The 16,518-nt window shown below is 60.4% G+C and carries 10 protein-coding genes and 6 pseudogenes; 5 read left to right on the top strand and 11 right to left on the bottom strand.

Annotated features, from left to right (window positions below; genetic code table 11):
• Positions 1 to 156 precede the first annotated feature (156 nt).
• The 3 genes and pseudogenes from EN932_RS08390 to EN932_RS38755 form a co-directional block, all read left to right on the top strand.
• The gene (locus tag EN932_RS08390) at positions 157 to 1,890 is read left to right on the top strand and encodes a CocE/NonD family hydrolase (protein WP_244514363.1); all 1,734 of its coding nucleotides are present in this window, start codon (positions 157 to 159) and stop codon (positions 1,888 to 1,890) included.
• 468 nt (positions 1,891 to 2,358) lie between these two features.
• Complete coding sequence (locus tag EN932_RS08395) at positions 2,359 to 4,158, top strand: CocE/NonD family hydrolase (protein ID WP_158515805.1); 1,800 nt, start codon at positions 2,359 to 2,361, stop codon at positions 4,156 to 4,158.
• Positions 4,159 to 4,246: 88 nt separating this feature from the next.
• Positions 4,247 to 4,584 (top strand): annotated as a pseudogene (locus EN932_RS38755) (IS110 family transposase); the annotation flags it as partial.
• 44 nt (positions 4,585 to 4,628) lie between these two features.
• On the opposite strand, the pseudogene EN932_RS08405 reads toward EN932_RS38755, so the two are convergent.
• The 7 genes and pseudogenes from EN932_RS08405 to EN932_RS08430 form a co-directional block, all read right to left on the bottom strand.
• Positions 4,629 to 4,821 (bottom strand): annotated as a pseudogene (locus tag EN932_RS08405) (transposase domain-containing protein); the annotation flags it as partial.
• 28 nt (positions 4,822 to 4,849) lie between these two features.
• Positions 4,850 to 6,913, bottom strand: coding sequence for a recombinase family protein (locus tag EN932_RS08410; RefSeq protein ID WP_063169338.1), 2,064 nt, complete (start codon positions 6,911 to 6,913; stop codon positions 4,850 to 4,852).
• On the bottom strand, positions 6,900 to 7,202 hold the full coding sequence (locus EN932_RS37900) for a hypothetical protein (protein ID WP_063169337.1): 303 nt from the start codon (positions 7,200 to 7,202) through the stop codon (positions 6,900 to 6,902). The genes EN932_RS08410 and EN932_RS37900 overlap by 14 nt, the downstream gene beginning before the upstream one ends.
• A gap of 49 nt (positions 7,203 to 7,251) precedes the next feature.
• Positions 7,252 to 8,569, bottom strand: a pseudogene (locus tag EN932_RS08415) (IS66 family transposase); the annotation flags it as partial.
• A 69-nt stretch (positions 8,570 to 8,638) separates the two neighbouring features.
• Positions 8,639 to 8,991 (bottom strand): annotated as a pseudogene (tnpB, locus tag EN932_RS08420) (IS66 family insertion sequence element accessory protein TnpB).
• Positions 8,988 to 9,368, bottom strand: coding sequence for a transposase (locus EN932_RS08425; protein WP_199489649.1), 381 nt, complete (start codon positions 9,366 to 9,368; stop codon positions 8,988 to 8,990). Before EN932_RS08425 ends, tnpB begins: the two are co-directional and overlap by 4 nt.
• 419 nt (positions 9,369 to 9,787) lie before the next feature.
• Positions 9,788 to 10,992, bottom strand: a pseudogene (locus EN932_RS08430) (IS110 family transposase).
• Positions 10,993 to 11,201: 209 nt separating this feature from the next.
• On the opposite strand from EN932_RS08430, the gene EN932_RS38760 reads away from it, so the two are divergent.
• Positions 11,202 to 11,441: an IS110 family transposase gene (locus EN932_RS38760; protein WP_063169335.1), complete on the top strand. Its 240-nt coding sequence runs from the start codon at positions 11,202 to 11,204 to the stop codon at positions 11,439 to 11,441.
• Positions 11,442 to 11,489: 48 nt separating this feature from the next.
• Here the strand turns inward: EN932_RS38760 and EN932_RS08440 are convergent.
• The 3 genes and pseudogenes from EN932_RS08440 to EN932_RS08450 all read right to left on the bottom strand — a co-directional run.
• Positions 11,490 to 11,770, bottom strand: a pseudogene (locus EN932_RS08440) (integrase core domain-containing protein); the annotation flags it as partial.
• Positions 11,771 to 11,958: 188 nt separating this feature from the next.
• Positions 11,959 to 12,966 carry an ATP-grasp domain-containing protein gene (locus tag EN932_RS08445; protein WP_063169333.1) on the bottom strand — a complete coding sequence of 336 codons (1,008 nt, stop codon included), beginning with the start codon at positions 12,964 to 12,966 and terminating at the stop codon, positions 11,959 to 11,961.
• Between the two features lie 771 nt (positions 12,967 to 13,737).
• Positions 13,738 to 14,067, bottom strand: coding sequence for an ATP-binding protein (locus tag EN932_RS08450; protein WP_272482847.1), 330 nt, complete (start codon positions 14,065 to 14,067; stop codon positions 13,738 to 13,740).
• A gap of 2 nt (positions 14,068 to 14,069) precedes the next feature.
• Between EN932_RS08450 and EN932_RS39475 the strand changes: the two genes are divergently transcribed.
• A complete protein-coding gene (locus tag EN932_RS39475; protein WP_164890447.1) occupies positions 14,070 to 14,375 on the top strand; it encodes a hypothetical protein in 306 nt (101 codons plus the stop codon).
• An 808-nt stretch (positions 14,376 to 15,183) separates the two neighbouring features.
• Here the strand turns inward: EN932_RS39475 and EN932_RS08460 are convergent.
• Positions 15,184 to 16,518 (bottom strand): amidase (locus EN932_RS08460; RefSeq protein WP_128368786.1); only part of this gene is annotated, 1,335 nt, incomplete at its 5' end.

The following is a 16,518-nucleotide window of genomic DNA, read 5'->3' on the forward strand; positions in this document are numbered from 1 at the left end:
TGCAGATAGAATGCTGAGACCCGTCGAAATTGGCCACTCCATCTTGAATCAGTCTCAATGTCTGGGAGGCACTCTGAAGTGTGTAATGAACTAGGCCCGATTAAACCGCCAACGCCGCGATACGAAGTGGTTTTGCAGACCGGCTTGCGCGTTCCAATGCGGGACGGCGTTGAGCTCGCCACGGACCTGTATCGGCCTATTGGTTACACTGGGGAACTCGGGTCAATCCTTATCCGAACTCCATACGGTAAGACGCCCTATCGCTGTCCGGTTGAGCCTCGCCACAAAGTGGCAAGAATGTTTGCTGGACAAGGGTTCGCTGTACTTGTGCAGGAGCGTCGTGGCGTCTTCGATTCCGGCGGCGTATACGCTAGGGAACATATAGGGGACGACGGTTATGACACGCTGTCCTGGATTTCGCAGCAGCCATGGTCGAATGGACGCGTGGGCACATATGGGTGCTCGGCGCTTGGTATCGCGCAGGTTTTGCTGGCGCAGTTGTGCCATCCAGCCCACCGATGCGCAATTGCGCAGGGATCGGGCGGCGCGAACGGCTCTGCCGGAGGGCGATATCGCAACGGGGATCTCCGTCTCGGCGGTGCGGTGGAGGTTGCCGCGTTTGTCCCCTGGTTCCACCAAACCGCAGCGAAGGACCGGTCCCGAGTGCAACCGAAAAGCGATGAGGAGTATCAGCGGGCTTTCGCGTCGCTGCCGCTCGTCAACATGCTTAAGAGCCTTGGGGGACCGCCGACTGACTGGGAGGACTGGGTCTCGCGTGACCCAGGCGATCCCTGGGGGGATCGGAATGGGATGCTTAGCGAGGACTCGACCATCGACGTCCCAGCCCTGTTCGTGAACTCGTGGTACGACGTGGGGGCTGCCGACGCGCTTCACCAGCAGCGCGTTTTTAGTGCTCGCGGATTGAGCCCGGCGGCACGCGATCACCAACATATCATTCTGTCGCCAGCCACGCATTGTGGCACCGAGAGTCTCAAAGCCCCGACGGTTATCGGCGAGCGCGAGCTGGGCGACGCGCGCCTGGATTGCTGGCAGATCTACCTGGACTGGTTCGACTGCTGGCTGAACGACAAGCCCGACCGGATCGAGGGAATGCCCCGCGTCCAGTACTACGTGATGGGTCGCAACGAGTGGCGTGCCGCGTCAGAATGGCCCCCTCTTGGTGTGGAACTGCAGCACTGGTTCCTCCGCAGCGGCGGGAATGCCGCGACCCGTCTAGGCGACGGGACTCTTGATGTAGAGCCTCCGAGTGCCGACGAGCCGGCTGACACGTTTACCTACGACCCTGGGGATCCGGCGCCGTTCTTGGGGATGGACGGCGGGAAGTCAAGTGGAACTACTATAGGACCCCGCGATTACCAGGACGTCCAGCTTCGTCCAGACGTCCTCTGCTTCACTTCACCGCCCCTCACAGAGGGCATGGAGGTTACCGGATTTGTCCGGGCGGTCCTCTTCGTCTCTTCTTCGGCCCCGGACACGGACTTCGTGGCCAGACTGTTGGACGTACATCCCGATGGCCGTGCGATTGACGTGGTGGACGGGATACTGCGCGTCCGCTATCGCGAGGGCTTTGATCGGGCTGTTTTCATGGAACCGAGCGTTATATGCAAAATCGAGATTGATCTCGACGCCACAAGTAATTGGTTTCCGGCCGGCCATCAAATTCGCCTGGAAATCACTAGTTCGGCCTTCCCGCGGTTCGACCGCAACCTGAATACGGGAGGTAACAACTGGGACGAAACTGAATGGGTAGTGGCTCGGAACACGATTCATCACTGCGAGCAGTTCCCCTCCCACGTACTGCTTCCTGTGATGACAGCGATGGGGTCCCATGCCGGCAAGGCGAATTTGAACAGCTTGCCGCCTGGCTAGCCTACCTCCACTATTTCAAACAAACGGTGATAACAAGCTGCGATCGGTCGGGGAGCCCGTCGCTTCTCACATCAAGCAGCTTGCCCCATCGGCCCGCGTCAATCAGCATGGAATGGGGGTCCATGGATCGGCACATAATGGCGGTGAGACTCACAATTGATGTTTTGCACAGCGGCGTAGGCGCGCTGTCACATTGATTTAAGCAATAGGGAAATTGGGGTGGCAACGCGCCATCATTGAGTGCCGGACCTGCTAGAGAAGCACGGTTGAGTTTCTTTTCAAACAACTTAGCAACGGCACAGAGTTCATCGTTGTACTGTGAATGCGACGAACACACCACCGTGCAGATAGAATGCTGAGACCCGTCGAAATTGGCCACTCCATCTTGAATCAGTCTCAATGTCTGGGAGGCACTCTGAAGTGTGTAATGAACTAGGCCCGATTAAACCGCCAACGCCGCGATACGAAGTGGTTTTGCAGACCGGCTTGCGCGTTCCAATGCGGGACGGCGTTGAGCTCGCCACGGACCTGTATCGGCCTATTGGTTACACTGGGGAACTCGGGTCAATCCTTATCCGAACTCAATACGGTAAGACGCCCTATCGCTGTCCGGTTGAGCCTCGCCACAAAGTGGCAAGAATGTTTGCTGGACAAGGCTTCGCCGTACTTGTGCAGGAGCTTCGTGGAGTCTTCGATTCCGGCGGCGTATTCACCCTCATGGAGAATGAAAGGGACGACGGTTATGACACGCTGTCCTGGATTTCGCAGCAGCCATGGTCGAATGGACGCGTGGGCACATATGGGTGCTCGGCGCTTGGTATCGCGCAGGTTTTGCTGGCGCAGTTGTGCCATCCAGCCCACCGATGCGCAATTGCGCAGGGATCGGGCGGCGCGAACGGCTCTGCCGGAGGGCGATATCGCAACGGGGATCTCCGTCTCGGCGGTGCGGTGGAGGTTGCCGCGTTTGTCCCCTGGTTCCACCAAACCGCAGCGAAGGACCGGTCCCGAGTGCAACCGAAAAGCGATGAGGAGTATCAGCGGGCTTTCGCGTCGCTGCCGCTCGTCAACATGCTTAAGAGCCTTGGGGGACCGCCGACTGACTGGGAGGACTGGGTCTCGCGTGACCCAGGCGATCCCTGGGGGGATCGGAATGGGATGCTTAGCGAGGACTCGACCATCGACGTCCCAGCCCTGTTCGTGAACTCGTGGTACGACGTGGGGGCTGCCGACGCGCTTCACCAGCAGCGCGTTTTTAGTGCTCGCGGATTGAGCCCGGCGGCACGCGATCACCAACATATCATTCTGTCGCCAGCCACGCATTGTGGCACCGAGAGTCTCAAAGCCCCGACGGTTATCGGCGAGCGCGAGCTGGGCGACGCGCGCCTGGATTGCTGGCAGATCTACCTGGACTGGTTCGACTGCTGGCTGAACGACAAGCCCGACCGGATCGAGGGAATGCCCCGCGTCCAGTACTACGTGATGGGTCGCAACGAGTGGCGTGCCGCGTCAGAATGGCCCCCTCTTGGTGTGGAACTGCAGCACTGGTTCCTCCGCAGCGGCGGGAATGCCGCGACCCGTCTAGGCGACGGGACTCTTGATGTAGAGCCTCCGAGTGCCGACGAGCCGGCTGACACGTTTACCTACGACCCTGGGGATCCGGCGCCGTTCTTGGGGATGGACGGCGGGAAGTCAAGTGGAACTACTATAGGACCCCGCGATTACCAGGACGTCCAGCTTCGTCCAGACGTCCTCTGCTTCACTTCACCGCCCCTCACAGAGGGCATGGAGGTTACCGGATTTGTCCGGGCGGTCCTCTTCGTCTCTTCTTCGGCCCCGGACACGGACTTCGTGGCCAGACTGTTGGACGTACATCCCGATGGCCGTGCGATTGACGTGGTGGACGGGATACTGCGCGTCCGCTATCGCGAGGGCTTTGATCGGGCTGTTTTCATGGAACCGAGCGTTATATGCAAAATCGAGATTGATCTCGACGCCACAAGTAATTGGTTTCCGGCCGGCCATCAAATTCGCCTGGAAATCACTAGTTCGGCCTTCCCGCGGTTCGACCGCAACCTGAATACGGGAGGTAACAACTGGGACGAAACTGAATGGGTAGTGGCTCGGAACACGATTCATCACTGCGAGCAGTTCCCCTCCCACGTACTGCTTCCTGTGATGACAGCGATGGGGTCCCATGCCGGCAAGGCGAATTTGAACAGCATCGCTAGGTGTTTAGATTGTGGTATTCGGCTTTGCCCCCCGCCTTGAACGGGTTGTTTTGAAGTGCTGCGCTTCGAGATGATGACAAAACGTGGTCTGTGTGAACAGCCACAAGCATCAGGAAAGGAAGCGCAGCATGAAAAATTATGCCGGACTGGACGTCTCCGTGAAAGAGACCACCGTTTGCATCGTGAGAAGGGCGCCGAATTTGCCGAGAGATGAAGGTTGCTAGTCATCCGGACGATCTTGCTGACGCATTGAAGAACCCCGCATGGAATCTCGCCCGGATCAGGCTTGAAGCCGGCCCCTTATCCCAATGGTTGGTCTGGCGGCAGCCGGACTACGTGACCTGTATCGAGCCCCGTCATTCCAAGGCGTTCTCAAGGCACAGGTCAACAAGACCGACCGCAACCATGCTCGCGGCATCGCGCAGATATGCGGGTTAACCTGTTCCGGCCCGTGCATGTCAAGAGTAAGCGGTATTCTCGGGCCACGGCCTTGAGCTCGAGCTTGTTGATGTAGACCCAAGGCAGGAGATCGTCGATCTGGCTGTTGGGGTGGCCGTTGACGATCCTGGTGAGGACATCGGCGAGATAAGCCGAGCGGTTCGACACCATTGAGCTTGCAGGTTTCGATCAGCGAGGCGATGACTGCCCAGTGTTCGGCGCCGCCGTCAGAGCCTGCGAAGAGCGCGTTCTTGCGGTTGAGCGCGAAGACTGATTCATTATGCACCCCCTCTTCAAATGGCGGGAAACAGCGATTTCTGATTATCGTCGTTGATGATACGCGGAGATTTGCGCGCCAAATCGGCCTTGATCCGTTCATCTTCAAGGTCGCTGGCGCGGATCTGGTAGGGCGCGCCGCGCATGACCTGCTCGGCTGGTAATATGCCGTCCCTGACGAACCGGCGGATTTTGACGTGCGACACGCCAAGCTTCGCGGCCGCGTCCGACATGGTAAGCCACTCGCCGTTCTTGTCGGAAGACCGATAGCCGCTGATCTTGTGCACCGTGCGCAGGGATTGGACGCGTCGCGCCGTCCAGGTCTTTCCCTGACCCGTCTTCATGCCCATGCGGTTGAGTGTGGCGGCGATTTCGGCATCCGACCATCGCGTTGCCATGGATCGCATGACCGCCAGAGCCTCCTCAGGCGTACTCTGGCCATGCTCTCCGGATTTGGACTTGCGAACCCTTACCTGGGAATGCTGGCCCCCATGCCAATGGATGGTCAGGATCACATCGCGCGCGTCGTCATCGACGTCCGCCACAATGTCCTTGATGAGCGCGCGCAGCAGTTGCTGACGGAACCGCATATCGACACCCGGCGCATTCCAGGCGGCTTCGAGATCCTGGGCGAGGCCGGTGAAGTCAGGGATCGCGTCGACAGGCTCCATACGCTGGACTTCACTGAGCCGGGCCTCGCAGGTCTCCACGCGCCTGAGCCTAGCTTCCCAGTTCCTCTCGAGCTGGGCCGCTATAAGCCGGTTCTCCGGGTCGCAGGCGGCGTAGCGGCGCTCGGCGAGCGATGCCTCATAGCGTGCCTGCTGCAGGTCCATCTCGATCATCTGCCGCCGCCTGGCTTCGCTCTCCAGCTGCATCTGTTCAGCCTCCAACGCCGCCTCGATCGCCATCGGCGCAACCGCCTCCAAGGCTTCGCGGGCCACCGCCGCATCGGTGCGAAAGCCGTTGAACGACATGCATCGCGCCTGCGCCATCATGGTGTTCTCGCAACGATAGACCGGGTAACCTTGGCCACGTCCGGCATACGTGACAACCAGTCTTCGCCCGCATCGACCACAGGAGAGAAGACCCGGGAGCAACGCGCGACCGCCGCGGCCCGACTTGACGCCGCCGGCTTTGCCATAGGCGTTGGCGGCGAGAAGTTCCTGGTTCCGTTCGTACTCGCTCCATCCGATATAGCCTTCGTGATGCTCCTTGAGCACCACCGCCCAATCGCTGGCCGGCTTGTAATGACCATAGCTCTTGCGGACGCGGCCATCCACGATCTCGGTGCGCTTCTCGCTCTTACCATAGACATAAGCGCCGGCGTAGAACGGGTTCTTCAGGACGGAGATCACGTTGCGGTAGCGGACCGGAACCCAGGCGAAGGACACCATCTTCTTGCCGTCGGAGGGTCTGGGGAAATGCACGCCATCGTCGATCATCGAGATCAGGACCTGGCGGGCACTGCCGAGTTCGCGGAAACGCGCGAATATCAGGCGAATGGTCTCCTGCAGGCGTATATCGGGATCGAACCCGAGACCGTAATCCCGGTGCCAGACGTAGCCGAAGGGCACAGAGATGCGCAGTTCGCCGCGCTGTGCCTTGGCGCGGTCAGCTTCGTACATGCGAGCACGCAGCACCCCGAGTTCGAACTCGCTTATGCTCCCCTTCATGCCGAGCAGCAGGCGATCGTTCGGCAGTCCCGGATCGTAGACTCCGTCCAGATCGATCACCCGTGCATCGACTTCGCCGCACAACTCGAGCAGCCGATGCCAGTCCGGTCCGTTGCGAGACAGGCGGGACGCCTCCAGGCAAAGCACAGCGCCCACATGACCGGTGCACAGATCGTCGACCAGGCGTTCGAAACCGGGACGTTCCACAGCTCCACTTGCGGTGCGTCCCAAGTCCTCGTCGATCACCTCAACCTTGCGGAATCCCCAGCGCCGCGCGACGTCGACCAGCTCATATTGCCGACGCTGGCTCTCAAGATTGAGCTGCACTTGCGCCTGCGTGGACTGACGTACATAGACAACGGCCTTGCGCTTGAGGATGGTGGCCGGAATCAGATTACGGCTCGTCATCGCGGCTCTCCTCCGTCACGATACCGGCGGCGGCCATCAGCACATTGGCGAGCCGGGCGATCACGATCGTTCGTTGCGCTGCGCTCAGCCCGACTAGCTTGTGCGAGTCGAGCGCATGCTGAGCTGGCGAACGATCACGAGAGATCGTGTCGGTGGCGGCAAGGTTCTCATTTTGAGTCTCCCCGATGATGAAACCATCCGGAGAGCCTCGCCGGAAACGGCGCTGGATCAAGAGCTTGTTCAGTTCAAGCAGTGCAGCAAGCGACGCGCGCGGGGAGCCCAGATCCATTGCTGCGCACGGGACTTCGACCTCCTGCCCAACATGGGCAGAATGACCCCGAGATTGCGATCGGACGGATCGAGCGTTCGACGGTGTTGCTGTCGATCTCGATGCGGCCGTCGTCAAGGAAGTGCGAGAGGCCTTCCCAGCGTGAGAGCGTGTAGCGGATTGCCTCTGCGAGCTTGGTCTTCTGACTGATCAGGCCGAGCTTCTCACGCAGCCAGGGTTCGAGATCGGCGACGATGGCGCGGCTTTTGTCCTGACGCATCGCGCGGCGCTCGTTGGCCGATCGGCCACGGATGTCATCCTCGATCTTGTAGAGTTCGGCGATCCGTCTCAGCGCGTCACTGGCGATCGGCGCGGGACCGGCTGCTGCCAGTTCATAAAAGCGCCGACGGACATGCGCCCAGCAGAAGGCGAGCGTGACGCCGCTTTTGTCGGCCAGCACGCGATAGCCGCCATAGCCGTCGACCTGCAAGATTCCGGTGAAGCCTGCGAGATGAGCGATCGGACGCTCGGCCTTTCGGTCCGGCGCATAGACATAGGCGACGCCCGGCGGGTCGCTCCCCTCCCATCGTCGGTCATCGCGGGCATAGGCCCAGAGTTGACCTGTCTTAGTCTTGCCGCGGCCGGGATCGAGCACCGGCGCGGTCGTCTCGTCGGCGAAGAGTTTTGCCGAGGACTTCAGCTTGCCAAGCAGCCGCTCATGCACCGGACGCAGGTGCCAGGCGGCGCGGCCGACCCAGTCGGCGAGCGTAGAGCGATCGAGATTGATACCCTGCCGGGCGTAGATTTGCGCCTGACGATAGAGCGGAAGGTGATCGGCATATTTTGAGACCAGCACCTGGGCGACCGTTGCCTCGGTCGGAAGACCACCCTCGATCAGCCGGGCCGGCGCCGGAAGCCTGAACCACGACGTCCTCGCAGGCGCGGCAGGCATATTTGGGCCGGCGCACGACGATTACACGCAGCTGCGCCGGAACGATGTCGAGCCGCTCGCTCACGTCCTCGCCGATCCGATGCAAGCCATTGCGGCAGCATGGGCAGGCATGGTCCTCGATGTCGACGACCATCTCCACGCGCGGCAGATGGGGTGGCAGCGCGCCCCGGTTGGCCCGGCGCCTCGTGGCCTTTGCTTGCCGCTCGGCGGGAGCAGATTGCTCCTTCTCTTCCTCACCGGCGGCCTCGATCTGCTCCGCCTCTTCGAGCCCCAGCAGCAATTGATCCTCGGGGAGCGTCTCGGCACGCCGGCCGAAGCGGTGACGCTGCAATTCCTTGATGATCTGAATCAGACGGGCATTCTCGACGTCGTGCGCCAGGACCATCGCCTTCAGCGCGTCCGGATCGTCGGGAAGCTGGTCAGCCGTCATCGCCATGAACGGATCAGACCATATTCGCCGACAGCCCGCGACAGCGGAATCTAGGCTGATTCACTTCGTCGCGGGTCAGCCCGCCTGGGCTGGCACGCGGGTCCGGCGCGCCTCATGGACTCGCCGCCAGTCGAGACCTTCGAGTAGCGCCGAGAGCTGCGCGGCCGTCAGCCGCATCATGCCGTCATGCACTTTCGGCCAGCGGAACTCCCCATCCTCCAAACGCTTAGCAGGCAAACCCCGGTGCCATCCCAGAAGATCAGCTTGATCCGGTCAGTCCGCTTCGCCCGGAAGACGTAGACGGCCCCGCTGAACGGATCGGCCCCCATTGTCTCTCGCACCAGCGCCGCCAATCCCTCCGCACCCTTGCGGAAGTCGACGGGCTTCGTCGCCACCATGACCTTGACCGCACCCGTCGGCCCGATCACGACGTCGCCTTCAGCGCGCGGATCACTGCGGCCACCGTCTTGGTATCGGCGCCCCGGCCGACGCGCATCGCGATGCCGTCGATCTCAAGCTCGATCATGCCGGCATCTCGGGTGGCTTGCCGTTTCCGCTGCTTCGGTGAACGGCTGGCTGCAGGTTCCGCCGCCGCCACAACCGCCGGCACAAAGGCAGGAGAATCTTGCTGCACCGAAGCGGCCTGTTTGCGCGCTTCGCGGCGCCAGGCGAAGACCTGCTGCGGCCTGAGACCATAACGGCGGGCGACCTCGGAAATGATCGCATTCGGCTCCAGCGTCTCTGCGATGATCCGCGCCTTGTCATCCACCGACCAGTGACGCCGACCGCCGGCACCGTTGATCACCTCGAAACGCCGAAGCTGCCGCTCCGGGTCAAGCGTAAGGTCAAGTCCAGACACAAGCCGATCTCCGATCCCAATACAGGATCGGCAACCTCACAGATCGCGACCACTCCCGAAAGGTGGTCCGGAAACACCGCTCTGATGTCCGCTGTCAAGGTTTGGAACGCATGAGGTCGCCCGATCCGAGGAACGGCTGCTCATTCTGATGATCGCGCATGGGTGGGGAGGCGGAACTGAAGGACGTCGGTGATCAAGCTCTGATGCGCGGGTTGGCTACCGCATTCCCGATTGTGCGTCCGGGGCTGTTCCTATCTTACTGCGGGCGTCGGTCGATTTGCCGGCCACAAAGCGTCTGACGGGCATTCCCCTGCCGTGGTCCCGCCTCCGCCCATGCGCGATATGTGCGCCATCGCGGCGAGCGATCAGGTGACGCGCGCCTCCCTTGCGACTGCCCACATAAAGCCGACCAGTTCACGGGCGATCGCGGTGCAGACGACCGTTGTCCGTTTGCCCCGAGCGCTCAGCATGCGGTAGCGGGCTGTCAGGCGGGACTGCGCCTTCCAGGCGATCTCACGCACCTTCGGTGACGCCTGCTCCAACCGGTATAGCTTCGCCTTCCCGACCTTGGGCGGATGTCGATAGGTCCAGGCGCTCTCGACCAACATGTGGCGAACCCGACCGTTGCCTGCCTTTGTGATGCCGCCGCGCCGGACTGTCTCCCCGGTTGAGCGCTCGCCGGGGACCCGACCGAGATATCCCATGAGCTGGCGTGGGCTTTCGAACCGGCTGGCGTCGCCGACTTCGGTGACGAACGTCACGGCGACAATTAGGTCTACCCCACGCAATGTCTGAAGCGCCCACACGATCGGTGCCAGCGACCAGGCCGGGACGAACTCTTCGATCACACGCTCCAGCCGCTCGACCCGCTCTTTCGAGACGCGCACCGCCTCGACCATCTCCTGGAGTGCGATCTGATGCGCGGGATGATCGAACCTTGTTCCTGAAGCCAGCGTAGATAGCGCATCGTCCAGCTCTTCTTTCGCGGATAGCTACGGCCGTGCTTGAGCATGAATGCGCTCACCTGCTGGCGATGGACCCGCAGCGTCTCGACCGCGCCCGCCCGCGCGCGAACAAGATCCCGTATGGACTCGTGCCCTTCATCGGGAACCCACACCGCGGTCAGCTCGCCGGCGCGCAATAGTCGGGCAAGGGAAATGGCGTCTCGACGGTTCGTCTTCACCCGATCGCCGGGCTTCCTTGGTATCAATGATGGTGCAACCACGGTGCACTCGTGCCCGAGCGACCGGATCAGGCGATAAAGGCCGTACCCGGTCGGCCCAGCCTCATAGCAGAAATGCACGTAATCAAAGCGGCTGGCGATCCGGCCTATGACCCGCCGCATGCTGGTCGCCGACGCGTCGACCTCACCGAAGAACCGAACCTCTCCTTCCCGGCCTGCCTCCGCAATCGCAATAGCGTTCTTAAGCTTCGCAACATCGATTCCGACAAATGCTTCTCTATAATCCGCCACGGCTCGTCCTCCTGTGGTGAGGATCGGCTCGGCCCGTCCGAGCAACCCTCGGACGCGCAGTGTAGGGCGAGCCACCTCATCGGCAGAGGCGGACATACGGTCTTACTGTCAAGACGCTGACGACCCAGAATCGCCGGGCGCTGCTGACGGCCCTCAAGTCGCTTCAGGAAAAGGCCATCGCCATCGAGAACGACATCCGTGGCCTGTTTCGTAACTTCGGTCTCAAAGTTGGCATTGTCGACGGCCGGCAAATTCGCGGATCGCATCCGGGACCCTTCCGGTGACATTCCGGAACTCGAGACATCATGGAGACGTTGCTCACCGCCCGTCGGAAACTTTGCGAGCAGTTCACGGTGCTACACGAAAGACTGTTGTCGATCGTGAGGGGTGACACGGTTTGCAGGCGGTTGATGACCGTGCTGGGCGTCGGCCCTATCGTTGCACTGGGTTTCAACGCCACGGTCGATATTCCTGCCCCCTTCAGGAATTCGAAGGACGTGGGGCCGTATCTCGGTTTGACGCCGCGGTTACATCAATCAGGCTAGGATAATCGCGTCGGCAGGTCAGCCTAGGAAGCTTGAATGGGATTGACTTCAACACGCCGAATAGACAAGTCCAGGCATTTGGTGGAGCGGATTGAGAGTGAAGCGCTCGGGCTGGGAAGCCCATGCCTTGCAGATGAACTCGTAGGGTGAGACCTTTGAGGGCCTTCAGCCTGCGGCCGAAATTTGTAGGCCGCAACAAAGTCGGCAAGATGCCGACGCAGTTGGTCATGATCGTCGTAGTGGAAACGCTTGCCCGTCGCGTCCTTGATGGTGCGGTTCATTCGCTCGACCTAGCCGGTGGTCCAAGTATGCTTTGGCTTCGTGGTTCGAAGCACAGCGCGACGATGCGGCCCCCGAACGTGCTTGCGGGCTTCCTGGCGCCGCGACGAGCGCTTGCAGGCGCTGACGGTCGCTGGCCAAAACGGTGAAGGGGGATGCTATTGCGCATGCATCTAACTCGCACGCCAAACCGCAAAACGGAATCCCGAAATCGGACTCTTTTGATCCGATCAATCCACTATGAGACGCCGATTCCGAAATAGCGGGTGTGGGCGACATTGAGGATGCGATTGATCAAGCTTACGAAGCTGTGTCCGCCGGCCGTTGCAGCTGTGCCATAACTGGAGTGTATACCAAGGGCCGGCACCGAGTTCATCTCTAGGACAAACGGTTGGCCTGAGCGATCGATCCGGAAATCGACGCGGGCATAGTCCCGGCAGTGGCAGGCACGGAAGGTCGCAACCGAAATATCCCGTAACATCGTCTCAAGCCCGCTCTCGATTTTCGCCGGGCAAATCTTGGGCACCGCTGCGGCCGCCACGTACTTCGCATCCCAATTCATAACACGCGTTTCGCGGTCACCGAAGTCCTGCTCCACTAGAGGCAAAACTTCGGGCTCCCCGTTTCCGAGCAACGCAACGCAGATTTCCCGCCCCTCGATGTATTCCTCCACTAGCGCATCCTGAGCATGCTGCGTGACGATCACTTCGACGGCCTGCCGCAACTTAGAGTGTTCATGTATGATCTGCAATCCGAAGCTGCAGTCCTCCTCCCGCGGCTTCACTACCACTGGGAATCTCAGGTCGCCGGTGTTCTCGGTGCCGCGACGCATCACGCGAAAGTTCGGAGTCGGCACGCCCTGATCGCGGATGAGCATTTTGGTAATGACTTTGTCTCCCGTCAGCCCAATCCCGAAGGGGCTACATCCAGTGTATGGAACACCGGCCATCTCAAGCATGGCAGGAACATGAGTGTAACGCTTTTCGCCCTGAATTCCCTCCGCCAAGTTGAAGACCATTCCCGAGGGGCGACCTTGCGGATCAGGTGGCATGAACCGCTCGAGACTGGCGAGCAGTCCTTTATCGCCTTCACACACTACCGTCTCGTGGCCGCCCTCTTGAAGTGCCGCCACCACATCTTCCAACGTGCCGCTATGCGGCCAAGGCTGCGGCGGCTGCGGACAAGGCTGACCGAACCGGTTAATCACACCGTTGAAATCACTGTTCGTTACGATGGCTACTCGCATGAGCTATCTCCTTTGACGTTTGTCTGCTGTCACGAAACCAATGAAAACTGGATGGAGGCCAACCGCTATATCAACATTGACGACCTGCACGAGTACAAGAGGCTCGAAGCACCATGGCTGACCCTTTTCACAACCCCCTCCACAAACATAGGTCCACCACCCGGTTCCCTCTCCGGTTCCCGACCCTTTCCGCTGGCGGTGCTCTTTTTGCCCAAGTAGCTCGAAAGACGGCGAGTTGGGTTGCGGTACCATCAATAAAGCCTTATGCAGGGTTTATGCCAAAACAGATGATAACCGGCGGATGAGAGCGCTCCGACGCGAAATGATCGCTTCAAAAACCGTGCCAACCTCGCAAAATGCACGTCGGCCAGTGCTTTGAGTTTGATATCAAACTTACGGTCATATCAGGTACTAAACTGGCCCGCACAACCACTATGTCGCAGGCGCGACAAAATCCGACAGAGATCGTATCCCAGGGGACGAGCGGCGACCCATCCGCAGTCTTTTGACGCTCGCCGGTCCCTTACATCGAGCCCTGGCGTCCAGAATTGAAGTTGGGCGAAGGCGATCCGCATAATCGTATGCCCGGCCTGGCCGGCTTCAACGTGCGAGCGCTGCAGCAGTTTCAACAATGATGGCGAGTCGGCATAAATCTTCTTGAGAGGCTGGCGCTTAATCCCGGAACAAACGCGGCAATCAGCACTTCGCCTTGCTCATTTCGATGACGGCCATAGTGTTATTGCGCGCTTCAAAAGCTGGACAGCGATTCCGCTAATTCCCGGACAGCGTTTTCACAAAAGTCCGACAGTTCGTCGAGGTTGGTCCTCGGCAGCCTGGTTGCTGTAGGGCTGATTGATTTCGGTGTTCTCGGAGTCGGTCAAGAGGGCCGAGGCTTTTTTCTTCGGATGCTCTCGCCCTGAAGGGCGATGCGGTGTGCATTGTGCACGAGCGGTCGTGTATAGCGTCGGCGACCGTGCTGTCGTTAATAAGGTCGTGCCAGCTTGCCACGGGGACCTGGGCGGTGATCAGGGTGGATTTTCTCTGATAGCGCTCCTCGACGATTTTCGAAGAGGTGGAAGCGCTGCTGATCGGAGAGAGCATGGTTGCCGAAGTCGTCGTGGATGAGCCAAGTGGACACGGGTGAGCTTGTCGATGAGGCGGGGGAAGGAACCATCGATGCGTCGCTCTCGAACAGGATAACAGTGCGGCTTCGGAAAAGTCCGGACAGGCTTTCCGGTAATCTCAATGATGAGATCCGCGCCCGCCGTTCCAAAAAAAGGTTCGGCACGAAGCCCGCATTTTTTGCACTGGGCTTACGGCGTGCTGATCCACTGTTTCGTCATTACTATTCCCGAGCCTTGCAACCGAGCCGGAAGCGTCAGGCGAATGCAGGATTCCTGCGCTCGTAGAGCGTCCCAGCTTGGTCAGCACAACCTGACGATACGCGCCATCTTGGCGGCAAAGGCATTTGACGCAGCTGAATTGTCACGATCAGACGGCAGTTGGATCCTCATTGGATGGCCAGTGTTGCAAAAATCACAGGCTGGAGATCGGACTTGCGCCCTGGTGAATTTCCGCCACCGCATCGGGGTCGGTCTTCAACCCGGCAACTTCGACTTCCCAATTATAATAGAGACCGCGGCCGGGGCTTTGGCGGAGAGGGTCAGTCCTGGCGATGCCTCTCTCGAGCCGGCCTACATTGCAGCTGCCAGGCGGTTGGTTGAGCGCGGAGCCGTCGCGATAACCAGGGACTGCGGCTTCAGTATCTGGTGCCAGGCTGCACTGGCCACGTCTGTCAAACTTCCCGTGGCCATGTCGAGCCTGCTACTGGCGCCCACGCTCCTCCGGCAGCTTCCGGCCGGCGCAAAGCTCGCCGTCTGGCCGCAGACTCAAGACACTGCGGCGAAGAGCTGCTGGGCATGGATTCATCCGCAGGGGCAAGAGTAGCCATCGGCGGCATCGAAGGTAATACGCGGCCGGCTAGTGTTACCGAAATGGAGTCCCCGGGTTGCAGTCTGTGTCGCGACTTCGCGCCGCACATCCCAAGATTGACGCACTCCTATTTGAATGTACATTGTCCCCGATGGTGACGTCAGCAATCCGTCGTAGGACAGGACTGCCCATCTATGACGCCGCGCCCCTTTATCGAATGACATTCGCGTCCGTGGCTTGACCGCTTGGAGGCCGTCAGGTGCTTGAGCGCGGCAGTCTCAAGTTTTAAGGGGTGGCAGCGTGGAATCTGCTCCTCGCGAAAGAAGGAAGCCCCAGGCGACTTTCGATCGTATATGCCGCGGCTAGGACGGAGGTGTCGGAATAGCGCGCGCCGACCAGTTGTAGCCCGACGGGCAGCCCTTGATCATCCAGGCCCGATGGAATCGATGCTGCTGGTTGCTGGGTCAAGTTGAAAGGGTAGGTGAAGGGCGTCCAGTCCACCCACCCCTTGTAACTATCATCCGGCACATTTCGCCCGACGGGGAACGGCGCGATAGGCATCGTCGGTGTGACCAAGAGATCGTAATTTTCGTGGAACTTCGCCATCAGAGCGGAGAGCTCGAACCGCATCGCCTCAGCTTCCTGAAATTCGGTAAGGGTGATCTTCAGCCCGCGTTCGGCACCTTCCAGAAAGCCAGGATCTAGTAATTGTCTTTGCTGTTTGTTCATTCGTGACACAATACGGGCGGCGCCAGCGAACCAGAATGTAGAAAACACCTCCACCGGATCCGCAAATCCCGGATTGACTTCGGCCACCTCGGCCCCAAGAGCTCGAAGCTGGTCGATCGCATTATCGGTAACGTTTTGGATATCTCGCGCCACCTTGACATAGCCGAGGTTCCGACTGTAGCCGATCCGCAGGCCCCTGATGGTGGTCTTTGCTGGATCGGGGTCGAGACCTAGGTACGCCGGACCCGCATAGCCATCGCGAGCGTCCTTTCGTGCAATCACATTCATCATCAGGATCGCATCCGCAACGGTGCGGGTCACCGGCCCCAAATGAGACAGCGTTGTCATGGCGCTAGCTGGCCATTGCGGAACGATGCCGAAGGTTGGCTTGAAGCCGAAGGTCCCCGTGAAGCTCGCCGGTATCCGGATTGATCCCCCGCCGTCGCTACCCTGATGAAGAAAGCCAAGGTTGAGCGCAGCCGCAACTGCCGCCCCTCCCGACGACCCGCCTGGTGTCAGGTCAGGATTCCAGGGATTGCGGGTGATCCCGTAGACCGGGCTGTCTGTTACCCCTTTCCAGCCAAATTCTGGAGTGGTTGTCTTGCCCAGGATAACGCCACCGGTCTCACGGATACGGGCTGGAACAGGGGCGTCTTCAGTCCAGGGTCCCTCGGTGCTGCCGGACAATGAGCCACGTCTTGTCGGCCAGCCTCGTGTCAAGGTGAGGTCTTTGATGGTGGCCGGAATGCCATCTAGTACTCCGGCTGGTTCCCCCTTCATCCATCGACCCTCCGAGGCCCGGGCAGCAGACCTGGCCCCTTCGTGGTCGACGAGGCAAAATGCGTTCAGCGCCGGGTTGTTGGCGTCGATGCGGCTGAGACAGTCATCGAC

The organism is Mesorhizobium sp. M7A.F.Ca.US.002.01.1.1, assembly GCF_004022955.1.
Lineage (GTDB): Bacteria > Pseudomonadota > Alphaproteobacteria > Rhizobiales > Rhizobiaceae > Mesorhizobium > Mesorhizobium ciceri.

Excerpts from the sequence above, each read along its gene's own strand:
- EN932_RS08390 (WP_244514363.1), top strand. The coding sequence starts at position 157 with ATGCGGGACGGCGTTGAGCTCGCCACGGACCTGTATCGGCCTATTGGT.
- EN932_RS08410 (WP_063169338.1), bottom strand. The coding sequence starts at position 6,913 with ATGACGAGCCGTAATCTGATTCCGGCCACCATCCTCAAGCGCAAGGCC.
- EN932_RS37900 (WP_063169337.1), bottom strand. The coding sequence starts at position 7,202 with ATGGATCTGGGCTCCCCGCGCGCGTCGCTTGCTGCACTGCTTGAACTG.
- EN932_RS38760 (WP_063169335.1), top strand. The coding sequence starts at position 11,202 with ATGGAGACGTTGCTCACCGCCCGTCGGAAACTTTGCGAGCAGTTCACG.
- EN932_RS08445 (WP_063169333.1), bottom strand. The coding sequence starts at position 12,966 with ATGCGAGTAGCCATCGTAACGAACAGTGATTTCAACGGTGTGATTAAC.
- EN932_RS08450 (WP_272482847.1), bottom strand. The coding sequence starts at position 14,067 with ATGCTCTCTCCGATCAGCAGCGCTTCCACCTCTTCGAAAATCGTCGAG.